The 14,366-nt window shown below is 70.7% G+C and carries 16 protein-coding genes; 11 read left to right on the forward strand and 5 right to left on the reverse strand.

Going from position 1 to position 14,366, the window contains the following annotated elements; translation table 11 throughout:
- Positions 1-10: 10 nt before the first annotated feature.
- Together OF850_RS12610 and OF850_RS12615 are read right to left on the reverse strand one after the other, a co-directional pair.
- Positions 11-844, reverse strand: coding sequence for an alpha/beta fold hydrolase (locus tag OF850_RS12610; protein WP_301590531.1), 834 nt, complete (start codon positions 842-844; stop codon positions 11-13).
- Positions 841-1,722 carry a DMT family transporter gene (locus OF850_RS12615; RefSeq protein ID WP_301590532.1) on the reverse strand — a complete coding sequence of 294 codons (882 nt, stop codon included), beginning with the start codon at positions 1,720-1,722 and terminating at the stop codon, positions 841-843. The genes OF850_RS12610 and OF850_RS12615 overlap by 4 nt, the downstream gene beginning before the upstream one ends.
- Positions 1,723-1,763: 41 nt before the next feature.
- Between OF850_RS12615 and OF850_RS12620 the strand changes: the two genes are divergently transcribed.
- Positions 1,764-4,070 carry a xanthine dehydrogenase family protein molybdopterin-binding subunit gene (locus tag OF850_RS12620; protein ID WP_301590534.1) on the forward strand — a complete coding sequence of 769 codons (2,307 nt, stop codon included), beginning with the start codon at positions 1,764-1,766 and terminating at the stop codon, positions 4,068-4,070.
- Positions 4,071-4,173: 103 nt separating this feature from the next.
- Here the strand turns inward: OF850_RS12620 and OF850_RS12625 are convergent, their stop codons facing one another.
- Positions 4,174-4,401 (reverse strand): hypothetical protein, encoded by a 228-nt coding sequence (locus OF850_RS12625; protein ID WP_301590535.1) that lies wholly within the window; start codon positions 4,399-4,401, stop codon positions 4,174-4,176.
- A gap of 74 nt (positions 4,402-4,475) precedes the next feature.
- Entirely contained in the window at positions 4,476-5,357 is an 882-nt protein-coding gene (locus OF850_RS12630) for an isocitrate lyase/PEP mutase family protein (protein WP_301590536.1), read from the reverse strand.
- 43 nt (positions 5,358-5,400) lie between these two features.
- Here OF850_RS12630 and OF850_RS12635 point away from each other — a divergent pair, with 43 nt between their 5' ends.
- Together OF850_RS12635 and OF850_RS12640 are read left to right on the forward strand one after the other, a co-directional pair.
- Entirely contained in the window at positions 5,401-6,486 is a 1,086-nt protein-coding gene (locus OF850_RS12635; RefSeq protein WP_301590538.1) for an alpha-hydroxy acid oxidase, read from the forward strand.
- 126 nt (positions 6,487-6,612) lie between these two features.
- Positions 6,613-7,029, forward strand: a complete 417-nt coding sequence (locus OF850_RS12640) for a hypothetical protein (protein WP_301590540.1) — start codon at positions 6,613-6,615, stop codon at positions 7,027-7,029.
- 12 nt (positions 7,030-7,041) lie between these two features.
- Here OF850_RS12640 and OF850_RS12645 read toward each other — a convergent pair whose 3' ends face one another.
- Complete coding sequence (locus OF850_RS12645; RefSeq protein WP_301590542.1) at positions 7,042-8,292, reverse strand: AmpG family muropeptide MFS transporter; 1,251 nt, start codon at positions 8,290-8,292, stop codon at positions 7,042-7,044.
- Between the two features lie 46 nt (positions 8,293-8,338).
- Between OF850_RS12645 and OF850_RS12650 the strand changes: the two genes are divergently transcribed.
- The 8 genes from OF850_RS12650 (at position 8,339) to OF850_RS12685 (ending at position 14,338) form a co-directional block, all read left to right on the forward strand.
- Positions 8,339-8,965, forward strand: coding sequence for a histidine phosphatase family protein (locus OF850_RS12650; RefSeq protein WP_301590544.1), 627 nt, complete (start codon positions 8,339-8,341; stop codon positions 8,963-8,965).
- A gap of 47 nt (positions 8,966-9,012) precedes the next feature.
- Complete coding sequence (locus tag OF850_RS12655) at positions 9,013-9,849, forward strand: lipid-binding SYLF domain-containing protein (RefSeq protein ID WP_301590545.1); 837 nt, start codon at positions 9,013-9,015, stop codon at positions 9,847-9,849.
- Complete coding sequence (locus tag OF850_RS23685; protein WP_301590548.1) at positions 9,846-10,532, forward strand: lipid-binding SYLF domain-containing protein; 687 nt, start codon at positions 9,846-9,848, stop codon at positions 10,530-10,532. Before OF850_RS12655 ends, OF850_RS23685 begins: the two co-directional genes overlap by 4 nt.
- Before the next feature lie 64 nt (positions 10,533-10,596).
- Positions 10,597-11,097, forward strand: coding sequence for a YcgN family cysteine cluster protein (locus OF850_RS12665; protein ID WP_301590549.1), 501 nt, complete (start codon positions 10,597-10,599; stop codon positions 11,095-11,097).
- Positions 11,094-12,038: a dihydrodipicolinate synthase family protein gene (locus OF850_RS12670; protein WP_301590551.1), complete on the forward strand. Its 945-nt coding sequence runs from the start codon at positions 11,094-11,096 to the stop codon at positions 12,036-12,038. Before OF850_RS12665 ends, OF850_RS12670 begins: the two co-directional genes overlap by 4 nt.
- On the forward strand, positions 12,038-12,352 hold the full coding sequence (locus OF850_RS12675) for a cupin domain-containing protein (RefSeq protein WP_302474337.1): 315 nt from the start codon (positions 12,038-12,040) through the stop codon (positions 12,350-12,352). The genes OF850_RS12670 and OF850_RS12675 overlap by 1 nt, the downstream gene beginning before the upstream one ends.
- A 49-nt stretch (positions 12,353-12,401) precedes the next feature.
- A complete protein-coding gene (locus OF850_RS12680) occupies positions 12,402-13,622 on the forward strand; it encodes a family 1 glycosylhydrolase (RefSeq protein WP_301590552.1) in 1,221 nt (406 codons plus the stop codon).
- Positions 13,622-14,338 carry an SDR family NAD(P)-dependent oxidoreductase gene (locus OF850_RS12685; RefSeq protein WP_301590554.1) on the forward strand — a complete coding sequence of 239 codons (717 nt, stop codon included), beginning with the start codon at positions 13,622-13,624 and terminating at the stop codon, positions 14,336-14,338. The genes OF850_RS12680 and OF850_RS12685 overlap by 1 nt, the downstream gene beginning before the upstream one ends.
- Positions 14,339-14,366 lie beyond the last annotated feature (28 nt).

The raw sequence follows: 14,366 nt of genomic DNA on the forward strand, positions 1-14,366 counted from the left end.
CTGGCCGGCCTTAGCCGCCCCGCGCCGCCAGCACCTCCAGCAGCGCCGCGTTGAACTGGTCTGCCGCCTCATAGGCCACCCAGTGCCCGGCCTCGGGGAAGACGTACTCCATCAGCCCCGGGTCGATGCCGCGCAGCACGTCGAGCCGCGCGCGCACCTCGGGCCAGGCCACCGCGTCGCGCTCGCCCCAGATGCCGGCCAACGGGGCGTGGACGCGCAGGAGGGCGCGCTTGAGCGAATCGCCCGGCGCATAGCCGCGCGAGCGCAGGCGGGCATGGACCGTGTTGTGCTCCTGGATGTCCAGCGCGGTGTCGTCGATCCTTGTGCGGTCGAAGATCATCAGCCGGGCGAGGTTCTCGCGATTCGCCTCGCGCCGCTCCGCCCCCTGCTTGTCGCGCACCTTCAGCAGATCCAGCGGCGGCCGCGCGAGGCCGAGCGAGGCGGCGCCCACCACGGTGAGCGAGCGCACATGCGCCCCCTCCGCGGCGGCGAGGTGCCCGGCCACGTTGGCTCCAAAGGAAAACCCGCACAGGTGGTAGAAGCGCCGCTCGCCGAGGAGGAGGCGCAAGCCCTCGCGCAGCGGCTGCGCGGCGTTCTCAGGGCTGGGCTCCGGCGCTGGCGGCATGGCGCTCTCGCCCAGGCCGGGCGTGTCGGGGGCGAGGACGCGGTAATGGCGCGACAGCGGGCCGATGTTGCGCAGCCAGTGCATCCAGGAGCCGGAGCCGCCATGCAGCAGCACGAGCGGCGTGCCCGTGCCCCAGCTTCGCCACACCGCCTCGCCCGATCCGCAGGGGGTGCGGATCACCTCGGCGGTGGAGGACAGCGCTTCGATTTCAGGATTCATGGTTTCCGCTTCGCTTCCACACGCGCGATCCAGCTCGTGGCCGCGAAGATGACCAGACCGCCCACCAGGGTGGAGCGTTCCGGCACCTCCGAGAAGACCAGGTAGCCGAGCAGCGTGGCCCAGATCAGGTCCAGGAACCGCACCGGCTGCGCGGTGCTGATGTCGGCCAGCTTGAAGGCCGTGGTGAGCAGGAAATGCCCGAGCGTGCCGAGCACCCCGCAGAGAAGGACGATGCCCCACTGCGCGAGGCTGGGCGCCTGCCAGTCCCACAGCGCGAAGGGAAGGGTGAACAGCGCCACGGTGATGGACTGCCAGGCGACGATCACCTCCGGAGCGTCGCGCCGCGTCAGCGCCTTGGTGATGAGGAAGGAGGCGGCGAAGAGCGGCGAGGAGCAGAGCATGATGAGCGAGAAGCCGCCCCCCGCGCCCGTCAGGTTGGGCCCCACCACCACCAGCACCCCGGCGAAGCCGAGCAGCGCGGCGGCCCAGCGCTGCCAGATCATGCGCTCGCCCAGGAAGGCCACGGCGCCCAGCATGATGAAGAGCGGCGTGGTGAAGCCGATCGCCGTCATCTCCGCGAAGGGGATGTGGGGCAGGGCGGTGAACCAGAAGAACAGGCCCGAGGCATGCACCGCCCCGCGCCACATCTGCCCCGAGATTCCGTTCGGCTTGTAGGCCGCGAGGCCGGCGCGCCAGATCCAGGGCAGCAGCGGCAGGATTCCGGCGGCGTAGCGGAGGAACTGCACCTCGAAGGGCGGCAGGAGCTGGGCCAGGGCGCGAAGCTGGGAGTTCAGCAGCGCGAAGCACAGTCCCGCCCCGGCGGCAAAGAGCATTCCGGCGAGGTTGGGGTTCATCGGCGCGGGCAGCTTCGCAGGCATGGACCGGTTGCGGAAGCCCCGCCCCGGCCTACACTCACGCCATGCCCGACACGAACCTCGCCTTCGACCCCAGCCGGATGAAGTTCGGCATCGGCCAGCCCGTGCCTCGCCAGGAGGATCCGAAGCTCCTGCGCGGGGAGGGGCGCTACACGGACGACCTCGTCCTGCCGGGTCAGGCCTATGCCTATGTGGTCCGCTCGCCTTACGCGCACGGCATCCTGCGCGGCGTGGACGTTTCCGCCGCCAGGGAGGCGCCGGGCGTGCTGGCGGTGATCACCGCCGCCGACCTCGAAGCCTATGGAGAGATGGTCTGCGCCATGCCCCTGGGCGGGCTGAGGACGACGCGTCGCCCGGCCCTGGCGACCGACAAGGTGCGCTGGGTGGGCGACCCGGTGGCGGTGGTGGTGGCGGAAACGCGCGCCCAGGCCAAGGATGCCGGCGAGTTCGTCATGCTGGACGTTGAGCCGCTGGACGCGGTCACGGAAGCGTCGGAGGCCGCCGATGCGCCCGCGCTGTACGACGACATCCTCGGCAATTGCGTGCTGGACTTCTCCTATGGCGACCGCGCGGCACTGGATTCCGCCTTTGCCGGGGCGGCGCATGTGGAGCGGCTTTCCATCCGCAATAACCGGATCGTCGTGGCCTCCATGGAGCCGCGCTCGGCCATCGGCGAATATGCGGAGGGGCGCTTCACCCTGCATGTGGGCTGCCAGGGCGTGTTCGGGCTGCGGAACCAGCTGGCGGACGACGTCCTGAAGCTGCCGCGCGAGCAGGTGCGGGTGCTGACGGGCAATGTCGGCGGTTCCTTTGGCATGAAGGCCAATGCCTATCCGGAATACCTACCGCTACTGCACGCCTCCAAGCTGCTCGGTCGCCCGGTGAAGTGGACGGATGAGCGCTCGGGCGCCTTCCTGTCCGACCAGCACGGACGCGATCACGAGGTGGAGGCCGAGCTGGCCTTCGACAGGGAAGGGAAGATGCTGGCGGTGCGGCTGACCGCCTTCGCCAACATGGGCGCCTATCTGTCCACCGTGGCGCCGCTGATGGGCACCGGGAACTTCGTCAAGAACGTGCAGAGCAACTACGCCATCCCGCAGATCGGCGTCTTCACCCGCTGCATGCTCACCAACACCACGCCGGTCAGCGCGTATCGCGGCGCGGGGCGCCCCGAGGGCAACTACTTCATGGAGCGGCTGATCGAGGCCGCCGCGCCTCGCCTCGGCCTCCCCGCGAACGAGATCCGACGGCGGAACCACATCACGCAATTCCCCTACAAGGCGGCCAGCGGCTCCACCTACGACACGGGCGAGTTTTCCGTCGTGCTGGACAAGGCAATGGAGGCGGCGGACGTGGACGGCTTCCCCACCCGCCGGGCCGAAAGCGAGGCGCGCGGGATGAAGCGCGGCCTCGGCATCGGCAACTTCTTGGAATGCACCGCCCCGCCCGCCAAGGAGCAGGGCGGGCTGCGCTTCGAGAAAGACGGCACGGTGACCATCATCACCGGCACACTCGATTACGGCCAGGGCCACTGGACGCCCTTCGCGCAGGTGCTTCACGCCAAGCTCGGCGTCCCGTTCGAGAGCATCCGGCTGATGCAGGGCGATTCCGACCTGCTGGTGGCGGGCGGCGGCACGGGTGGTTCCAAGTCGCTGATGGCGAGCGGCGCGGCGATCCTGGAGGCGAGCGACCTCGTGATCGAGAAGGGGCGCGAGGCGGCGGCGCACGTGCTGGAGGCAGCGCCAGTGGACATCGAGTTCGCCGAGGGACAGTTCCGCATCGCCGGGACGGATCGCGGCATCGGGGTGATGGAGCTTGCGGCCAAGCTGCGCGAGACCCATTCCCTGCCGCCCGAGGTGCCCTCCAGCCTGGACGTTACCCATGTCTTCGACCAGGCGCCGATGGCCTACCCGAACGGCTGCCACGTCTGCGAGGTCGAGGTGGACCCCGACACCGGGGTGGCGAAGGTGGTGCGCTACACGGCCGTCAACGATTTCGGCGTGGTCGTGAACCCGCTGATGGTGGCGGGGCAGGCGCATGGCGGCATCGCCCAGGGGCTGGGCCAGGCGCTGCTGGAGCGCGTAGCTTATACCGAGGACGGCCAGCCCATCACCGGCACCTTTATGGATTACGGCGTTCCGCGCGCCGACGACCTTCCGGCCATCGAAACCCTGTCCCATGGCGTACCCTGCGAAACCAACCCGCTCGGCGCCAAGGGCTGCGGCGAGGCGGGCTGCGCGGGCAGCCTTCCGGCGGTGATGAATGCGCTGTGCGACGCCCTCGGCGTCAAGCACATCGACATGCCGGCGACGCCCGAGGCGGTGTGGCGGGCCTTGCACGCGGCGGGGTGAAACGGATGACGCCGCGGCTTAGCCGCGGCGTCGTGGTGCGACCGTGCAGGATGGGCGCCAGGACGGCACCCCGCGAAAGCTGCGAACCAACCTTCGCGGGGAGTTAATGCAAGGCGTAGCTGCGGAGGTGCCGGTGCTCGCGTTCCGCCACCATGCCGAGGGCGAGGTGGTCCACCGCCTCCATCGCCTGGCGGGCCTTCTGGTAGTGGATGCTTTCCGGTGCCGTTTCGCGCAGTACCTGGTTGCAAAGGCCGCGAAAATCCTCGGCGGCCTCCAGCACCTCGCGCACGGTTTCGGGCTTCAGCTTGCGTCGGCGTGGGGACCTGGTCATGCCCCTTTTCTAGCGCAGCCACGCGAACAAACCAAGAATGCGATGGTGGGAGGGTGGTCGCCCCGTATCGCGTCTCAGCCCAAGTATTTCTTCATTTCCGCCGCGTATTCGGCCTCACGGGTCCAGCGGGCCATGGCGCCTTTTTCCGGCATTCCGGGAACGGCGTGGCCCTCGCGCAACGCCGAAAGTGCGGCGAAAATCGCCTGCGCCGCCGCCTGGGAGGGGGCATGGCCGATCAGCGCCACCCGGACCCCGCGGCTGGCCAGGTAGTCGCGGTCGCGGATCTCCTCCGTCAGCGTGCCCAGGATGAGGGGAAGGGTCGCCGCCTCCGCCACCGCGTCCAGCTCTTCCCGGGTGGAAACCCCGGTCAGGAAGATCGCGTCGGCACCGGAACGGTTATAGACGGCGATGCGGCCCAGGCAGTCCTCCCGCCCCGTCACCGACATGGCCCCGGTGCGGGCGAAGACGCAGGTCGCCTTGTCCATGCGGGCCGCCAGCGCGGCGCGGACCTTGCCCACCCCTTCCTCGACCGAAAGCAGGCGCGGCTTGGGCGCGCCGAAGGGCCGGGGCAGGTCGGTGTCCTCGACCGAGAAGCCGGCGATGCCCGACGCCTCCAGCTCCTCCGTCGTGCGGGCGGCGTTCAGCGCGTTGCCGTAGCCGTGGTCGGCATCGGCCAGCACCGGCAGGCGGGTGGCGGCGCGGCAGATGCGGCGCGCCTGCTCGGCGAACTCGCTCAGCGTGATCAGGATGTGGTCCGGCGCGCCCAGGATGGCGAGGCTCGCCGTGGAGCCGGCGAACATGCCCAGCTCGTAGCCGATCTCTTCGGCGATGCGGGTGGAGAGCGGGTCGTGCACCGAGGCGGGATGGAGGCAGGAGGCGCCCGAAAGGACGGCGCGCAGGGCCTCGCGGCGTTGCGTGTGGGTCATGGTGGCAGTGTTGCCGCCCCAGCCGCCCACGCCTAGCCTCCCGACCGACCAGTCGAGGAGAGGGACGCATCCGATGGTGAGCGAGACGCAAGGCGACTACCTGTGCCTGCATGAATTCGTGAAGGCGGCGAAGCGCAAGCTGAACGGCAATATCTGGGACTACCTGGTCGGCGCCACCGAAACCGAGACGACGCTGAAGCGCAACCGCCTCGCCATCGACTCCGTCGCCCTGCGTCCGCGCGTGCTCAACAACGTGGAAAAGGTGGACACCTCGGTCGAGTTCCTCGGTCACCGCATCGCCCTGCCGGTGATCCTGGCGCCGGTCGGTTCGCTGGAAAGCTTCCATCCCGAGGGCGGCGCCGCGGTGGCGCGCGGCGCGGGCGATTTTGGCGTGCCCTACATGCTGTCCTCCGTCAGCCAGCCGGGGCTGGAGGAAACGGCGCAGGCCGGGAAGGGGCCGAAGATCTTCCAGCTCTACGTCCGTGGAGACCGCGCCTGGGTGGACGAGATCGCGGAGCGCGCCATCGCCGCCGGCTACGACGCCTTCTGCATCACGGTGGACACGGCGCATTACAGCCGGCGCGAGCGCGACATCGCCAAGCGCTTCGTGAAGACCTGGCGCGCCGCGAATTCCGGCATGGAATGGCAGGCGGCGCTGTCCTGGGCCGACATCGCGCACTTCAAGGCCAAGCATAAGATCCCGCTGATCCTGAAGGGCATCGGCACGGCGGAGGACGCGCTGATCGCCCTCGATCACGGGGTGGAGTACGTCTACGTCTCCAACCATGGCGGGCGGCAGCTCGATGGCGGGCGCGGCTCGCTCGACGTGCTGCCCGAGGTGGTGGAGGCGCTGTCCGGTCGCGCCCGCACCATCGTGGACGGCTCCTTCTCGCGCGGGACCGACCTCGTGAAGGCGCTGGCGCTCGGCGCGGATTATGTCGGGCTCGGGCGGCTCTACCTGTACGGCCTCGCTGCCGAGGGCTCGGCGGGGGTGCAGCGCGTGCTGGAACTGCTCCAGGACGAGACGATCCGCGCCCTGGGCCTGACCGGGGTGACCGGGTTTGGCGGGCTCAACCGCGGCCACATTCACATGAACGCCCCGATGGTGACGCTGCCGCATGTGCACAGCGCCTTCCCGCTGATCGGCGAGGGCTACTGAAGGCACCGCGGGTTCGCGGGGCGCGCGGCCCCTGCCCCAATCCCGCCGCGCGCCCGCCGCGACCTTGCCTCGGTCGCGGCGTTACCATGTCGTGAGGATTCACCCATGACCCGGAGGAACCGACGCATGGTGCGCAAGATTTTCTTGATGCCGCTCGCGGCGCTGGCCCTTTCGGGCTGCGTCGTCAACGAAGGCGTAGGGTATGTCAGCCCGGGCTACAGCCCCGGCTACTACGCGGCGCCCGCGCCCAGCTACTACGCCCCGCCCGCCGCATACTACGCCCCGCCCACGGCGTATTATGCCCCGGGGCCGCGCTACTACGCGCCGCCGCCGCGCTACTACGCGGCCCCGTCGCCGCGCTACTACGGGGGCGGGCCCCGCTACTCCGAGGGGCCGCGCCGTTGGGACCGCGGCGGCCAGCCCCCCGTGGTGACGGTGCCGCGCGGGCCTGGGCGCGACTACAGCGGCGGCCCCGGGCCGGGCTTCGGCAACCGCGGCTACTCGCAGCTGGAACGAGGGGCGGTGAACCTGTTGCCACGCTGAAGGGGCGCCGCTTCAGGCCGGTCGCGGTTCCGTGGCCGGCCGGGGCGGCAGCTTCCACAGCAGGAACAGCATCACCAGCAGGGCCGGCACGGCCGCGAAGGTGGTGAGCAGGAAGAAGCTTGGCCAGTCGAGCCACTCGGCCAGTTGGCCGGACCAGCCGCCCAGCACGCGCAGCGGCACCCCCGCCAGCGAGGACAGCAGCGCGTATTGCGTGGCGGAGAAGGAGCGGTTGGTGAGGCTCGTCAGGTAGGCGACGAAGGCCGCGTCGGCGAGGCCGTCCGTGAAGTTCTCCACCCCCACCTGGGCGTAGAGCATCCCCATGTCGCGCCCCGCATGGGCGAGGGCGACATACATCAGGTTGGACAGCATCTGCGCCAGCCCGGTGATGACCAGCGCCCTGCCGGTGCCGATGCGGCGGACGAACCAGCCCCCCGTCACCACCCCGGCCAGGGTCGCGACCAGGCCGAAGACGCTGCCCACCGCCGCCACCTCGCCGCGGGTGAAGCCGAGTTCGCGGTAGAAAGGCGCGGTCATGATGCCCGCCAGCGCCTCGCCCAGCTTGAACAGCGCGACGAAGAGCAGGATGGCGAACCACCAGCGCCGGCCCATGAAATCGCGGAATGGGTTCACCACCGCCACCTGGATGCGCCGGCTCCAGGACATGCGCTCGCGCGGCGGCGCATCGGGCTCGGGCGCCAGGAGGACGGCGATGAAGCCGATGCCGACCAGGGCGGCGCAATAGGCGAAGGCCCCTGACCAGCCGATGAGGGCGACCAGCGCCAGCGCCCCGGCATTGGCCGCCAGCAAGGCGAAGCGGTAGCCCCAGACATAGCAGGCGAAGCCGTAGCCCTGCTCTTCCTCCTCCAGGATCTCGATGCGGTAGGCATCCACCACGATGTCCTGCGAGGCAGACAGGAAGGCGACCAGCACCGCCACGGCCGCCGTGACGGCGGGGGCGGAGATGGGGTCGGTGAAGCCCAGCGCGACGATCGCCAGCATCAGCGGCGGCTGGATGCTGGCCATCCATCCGCGGCGCCGTCCCAGCCGCGCCATCAGCGGCGGAGTCGCGTGATCCAGCACCGGCGCCCAGAGGAATTTGAGCGAGTAGGAAAGGCCGATCAGCGCGGTGAAGCCGATCGCCGCCAGCGACACGCCGGATTCCGAGAACCATTGCCGCAGGACGAAGCCGGTGAGCGGCAGCGGCACCCCCGCGGCGAAGCCCAGGGCGAGCATGACAAGGAAGCGGCGGTCGCGAAGCAGCATGGCGCATGGCTACCAGCGCCCGCGCCCCGGGGCTACACGCCCTTCCATGGACGTCACCCGCTTCTTTCTCCTCCGTCACGCCCTCGTCGAACCCTCGGCCCGTGCGGTCCTCTACGGCTCCATGGACGTGGCGCTGTGCGACGCCGCCCTGCGCGAGGAGGCGGCGCTGTATCGCTGGCTGGCGGCGCGCCTGCCCCAGCCGGCGCGCTGGGTCACCTCGCCCTTGTCGCGCACCCGCGCCACGGCGGCCGCGATCTTCGCCGCCGGCTACCCGGAGCAGGTCCTCGACACGGAGGAGGATCTGCAGGAGCAGCATCTGGGCGAGTGGCAGGGCGTCACGCACGAGGCGCTGGTGGAGCGGCTGCGGCACCCGGCCCACCCCTTCTGGCCCCATGGCGCGGAGGAACGACCGCCCGGCGGCGAAAGCCTGGATGACGTGCGTGTCCGCGTCGGCCGCGTGCTGGAAGGCCTGTCCCAGACCTGCCGTGGCGGTGACGTGGTCGTCGTGGCGCATGGCGGCTCGATCCGCGGCGCGCTGGCCCATGCGCTGGGGCTTTCCGCGCATCAGGTCCTGTCCTTCTCCATCCGCAATCTCGGGCTGACGCGGCTGGAGCGGCACGGGACGGATTGGCGCGTCGTCGCGGTGAACGAGGAGCCCTGGACCCCGGCCTGAGCCGCGTCTAGAAATATGGTGTAACAGGGGCTTGGGGGAGACCGTTGATGCGGCGATGGATGATTATGGCCGGGGCTGCGCTCCTGGCCGCGTGCAGCGCGACGCCTCAGGGGACGGAGCCCCAGGTGCTCGTGGACCGCTCGGCCCTGACCGTGCAGGAAATCCTGGGCGACGGGAATGACCGGCTCGACGCCGCCTCCCTGCTGCGCCGAGCGCGCGGGGCGCTGATCTGCCCGCGTTCCTTCCGCGTCGCCTTCTTCGCTGGAGGCGAAGGCGGCGGCTGCGTGCTGCTGGGGCGTGACGCCGCCGGGTCCTGGTCCTCGCCGGCCTTCTACGGGGTGGGGGCAGGCTCGATCGGCTTCCAGGCCGGCATCCAGGACAGCCAGACGCTGCTCCTGCTGATGAACGAGCGCGCGCTGAACGCCATCATCGACGGGCAGTTCAAGTTCGGCGCCGACGCCTCGCTCGCCGTCGCGCATGTCGGCGGCTCGGTGGAGGCGGCGACCACAACCGCGCTGGGCGCCGACATCCTGTCCTTCTCGCGCTCGCGGGGGCTCTTCGCGGGGCTGGCCATCGAGGGTGCGGTGGTGAACGCCCAGCCTGCCTGGAACTCGGCCTATTACGGGCGCGAGGTGACGCCGCGCGACATCGTGGTGAACATGGTCGCGCACAACCCGGCGGCGGATCCGCTGCGCGGAGCGCTGCTGCGCTTCGGCCAGGGCTCTGGCGCCCGTGCGATGCCTGCCCCGGCGCCGATGGCCGACGTGGCGCCAGGGCCGCAGCCCATCGTTCCCATGAGCGCGGTTCCCGCAGCGCCGACCCGGCGCGGACCGGTCACGGGCGGGGGCGGCGTGTCGCGCGCGCCTCTGGCCCCGATCAGGTGAGGCGCCTTCTTCCGCTTCTTTTCCTTGTCCTCCTCGCCCTCCCGGCCCGTGCGCAGGGACGCGAGGAGGCGCAGATCCTCGTGGACCAGGCGGCGATGGCGCTGCCGGAACTCGTGGGCGACCTCGACTCCGCGTCGCGGGACCAGCTTTCGCTGCTGCTGCGCGAGGCGCGCGGCGTCCTGATCTGCCCGCGCATCCTGCGCGCCGGCTTCCTGATCGGCGGGCGGGGCGGCGGCTGCGTGCTGATGGGGCGGGAGCCCTGGGGCTGGTCCGCCCCCGCCTTCTACGGGCTCGGCGGGATCGGCTTCGGCCTGCAGATCGGCATCCAGGACATGGCGCTGATGATGCTGGTCCGCACGGAGCGGGGGCTGCGGGCGCTGATGGAGGAATCCTTCACCCTTGGCGGCGACCTTGGCGTGTCGGTGGCCGGGTTCGGCGCCACGCTCCAGGGTGCAACCACCGCCGCGCTCGGGGCGGACCTCGTGTCCCTGGCGCGGGCGCGGGGGCTGTTCGTCGGGGCCTCTTTGGAAGGGGCGCTGCTTTCCGCCCGGCCCGGCTGGCTTGCGGATTACTATGGCGAGGCGCTGACGCCCCGGCAGGTCGTGGTGGAAGGGCTGGGGCGAAATCCCGGCGCGGACCGGCTGCGCGCCCTCCTTGCCCGCATCACCGCACCCACGCGGTAGGCACCCGGCTGGCCCGCGGGACGCGGCGGGTGGCCCGGAGCCGGTTCTGGGCTAAAACCCCCTGGTGTCCGAACCCGCCACCCCCTTCTGGCGCGAAAAGCCCCTGGCCGCGATGAGCGACGCCGAGTGGGAAAGCCTGTGCGACGGTTGCGGCCGCTGCTGCCTGCACAAGCTGCGCGAGGACGACACCGGCCGCCTCCATCACACCGAGGTCGCGTGCCGCCTGCTCGATGTCGGCTCCGCCCGCTGCACGGACTATGCGAACCGCCGCCGCCGCGTGCCCGACTGCATCCGCCTGACGCCCGACATGCTGGACGGGCTGGACTGGCTTCCCCCGACCTGCGCCTACCGCCTGCTTTCCGAGGGGCGGGACCTACCCCCATGGCACCCGCTGCGCTCCGGCGACCCGGACAGCGTGCGCCGCGCGGGCATCTCTGTCGCCGGGCGCTGCGTGAGCGAGCGCCAGGCCGGCGCCCTCGAGGATCACATCGCGCGCTGGCCGGGGCAGTGGCCCCGCCGCGCCGGACCGCGACCGCTTCCCAACCCGAAAGGAAACGCCCGATGAAGGACGCCCTCTATGGTGGCATCAACGCCGCCGTGCTCACCGCGCTGAAGGAGGATCTTTCCCCCGATCTGGACCGCATGGCGGAGCATGCGAACTGGCTGCTCGCCAATGGCTGCAACGGCCTCGGCGTGCTGGGCACGACCGGCGAGGCGAACAGCTTTTCGGGCAGCGAGCGCAAGGCGATCGTCGAGGGGCTGATCCAGCGCAGCATCCCGGCGGCGAAGATGATGCCTGGCACCGGCGTGAGCAGCATCACCGAGACGGTGGAGCTGACGCAGCACGCCCGCGCCCAGGGGTGCCGCGGCGTCCTGCTTCTGCCGCCCTTCTACTACAAGAACCCGTCCGATGACGGGCTCTTCGCCCATTTCGACGAGGTGGCGAAGCGCGTCGGCGGCGGCATCGCCCTCTACCTCTACCACTTCCCGCAGCAGAGCGCGGTGCCGCTCTCGCTGAACCTCCTCGGCAAGCTGCTGGACGCGCATCCGGGCGTGTTCAAGGGCGTGAAGGACAGCTCGGGCGACTACGCGAACATGAAGGCGATGATCGACGCCTTCGCGCCGCGCGGCTTCGAGGTGTATTCCGGCTCGGACGAGTACGTGCAGCGCATCCTGGCCGAGGGCGGCGCGGGCTGCATCACGGCGGCGAGCAACGCCAACTGCCACTGGGGCGGCATCGTCTACGCGAAGCGCACGGGTCCCGAGGCCGACAAGGCCCAGGCCATGCTGACCGCGACGCGCAAGGCCGCCACTGCCGCGCCGCTGATCCCCAACCTGCGCGAGGTGATCGCCCGCTCCCGCAACGACGACGCGTGGCGCCGCATCCGCCCGCCGCACCTGCCGCTGGACAAGGCGGCCGCCGACAAGGCCTGGGAGGCGTGGGTCGCCACCGGCGCCATCCCGCTGCCCGGCCTGTCCGGCGCGTCGCGCGCGGCCGCGGAGTGATGAAGGAGCCGCTGCGCTGCCGCCCGCCGGCGATGCCGACGACCCAGGTGGATGACGACAAGCTGCGCGTCATCCGCTGGGACTTCGAGCCGGGGGCGGAAACCGGCTTCCACCGGCACGGGTGGCTCTATGTCGTCGTGCCGGTGACGGACGGGACGCTGCATATCGAGTTTCCGGACGGCTCCACGACCAGTGCGGAACTCAAGGCGGGGGTGGCGTATCACCGCCCGGCCGGGGTGGAGCACAACGTGGTGAACGGGGGCGCCGCGCCCCTGAGCTTCGTCGAGACCGAGGTGAAGGCGTTTCCCGGCTGACGGGATGGGGCGGGGCGAACCCCCGCCCCGCTCCGGCGTTGCCGGCTTGATGTACCCGCAATTCATCTTCGCCACCGGCATCGAGAACAGCTACCCGACCGTCGCCGGCAGGCGCGTGGACCAGATGGAGGCCTGTGGCCATTATCGCCACTGGCGCGAGGATTTCGCCCTGGTGCGGGAGCTGGGCCTCAGCTTCCTGCGCTACGGCCCGCCACTGCACCGCGTCTGGCAGGGCGATGGACGCCACGACTGGGAATGGACCGACCAGGCCTTCGCGGAGTTGTTGCGCCTCGGCATCGTTCCCATTGTCGACCTCTGCCATTTCGGCGTGCCCGACTGGGTGGGCGACTTCCGCAACCCGGATTTCCCGGCCCTCTTCGCCCGCTACGCCGGCGCCTTCGCCGAGCGCTTCCCCTGGGTGCAGCTCTACACCCCCGTGAACGAGATCTTCATCTGCGCCCAGTTCTCCGGCCGCTATGGCTGGTGGAACGAGGGGGAGCGGACGGATCGCGGCTTCGTCACCGCGCTCAAGCACCTCGTGAAGGCGAACGTGCTGGCGATGGAGGCGATCCTCGAGCGGCGGCCCGACGCGCTCTTCATCCAGAGCGAGTCGAGCGAATACTTCCATGCCGTCAACCCCGCCGCCATCGCGCCGGCGGAGGCGATGAACCAGCAGCGCTTCCTGTCGCTCGACCTCAATTACGGGCGGCGGGTGGATAGCGGCATGTACGAGTTCCTGCTCGACAACGGCATGACGCGGGACGAGTACCATTTCTTCCTGGGCCGTCACCTTCGTCGCCACTGCGTCCTGGGCACCGACTACTACGTGACCAACGAGCACCTGGTGGAGGCGGACGGGCGCACGCGCGCGGCGGGCGACATCTTCGGCTATGCGGAGATCACTCGGCAGTATCACGAGCGCTACCGCATGCCGGTGATGCACACGGAAACCAACCTCCTCGAAGGCCCGACCGGGGGCGAGGCCGTGGCCTGGCTGCGCAAGCAATGGGCCAACGCGCTGCGCATCCGCAATGCCGGCATCCCGATGCTCGGCTTCACCTGGTACTCGCTCACCGACCAGGTGGACTGGGACACGACGCTGCGCGAGGCGAACGGCAACGTGAACCCGCTGGGCCTCTACGACCTCGACCGCAAGATCCGCGCGGTGGGGCGCGAGTACCGGCGCATCGTCGAGGAATGGTCCAGCGTGCTGCCGACCCACAGCCACAGCCTCGTCCTGCCCGTGCGACCTTTGGGGGAGCACGGGTGATGCGCTTCGCGGGGCGCCATGCGCTGGTGACGGGCGGCAGTTCCGGCATCGGGCGGGCCACCTGCGAAAGGCTGGCGGCGGAAGGCGCGCACGTCGCCGTGGTGGCGCGCGACAAGGCCGCGGTCGCGGAGGTGGCGGGGCGCATCGGTGGCCTCGCCATCGCGGCCGACCTGGCCGAGGAGGCAGCGATCGGCGAGGTGACGGCGCGGATCGGGCGGGAATGGGGCGCTCTGGACTTCCTGGTGAGCAACGCGGCGACGATGGGCTTCACCCCGATCCTCGAGACCGGCGCGGCGGAGTTCGACCGGGTGATCGCGGTCAATCTGCGCGCGCCCTTCCTGCTGCTGCATCACCTGGGCGGGATGATCCGGCGCGGCGGGGCCGTGGTGCATGTTTCCTCCGTCCATGCGGCGGCGACCACGGCCAATGTCGCGCCCTACGCCGCCAGCAAGGGCGGGCTGGAGGCGCTGACGCGCGCCGCCTCCATCGAGTTCGCGCCGCGCGGCGTGCGGGTGAATGCCGTGGCGCCCGGCGCGGTGGAAACGCCCATGCTGCGCGGCAATCCCAACATCGCGAGCGGTGCGGAGAAGCTGGAAGGGCCGGTCGGCACCCCGGCTCAGATCGCCGCCGCCATCTGCTTCCTGTTGAGCGAGGAGGCCGGCTTCGCGACCGGCGCGGTGCTCGCCGTGGATGGCGGGCGGCTGGCGGCGCTTTGACGCGGGAGGCGCGCGACACGCCTCCCGC

Source organism: Sabulicella glaciei, from assembly GCF_026183895.1.
Lineage (GTDB): Bacteria > Pseudomonadota > Alphaproteobacteria > Acetobacterales > Acetobacteraceae > Roseococcus > Roseococcus glaciei.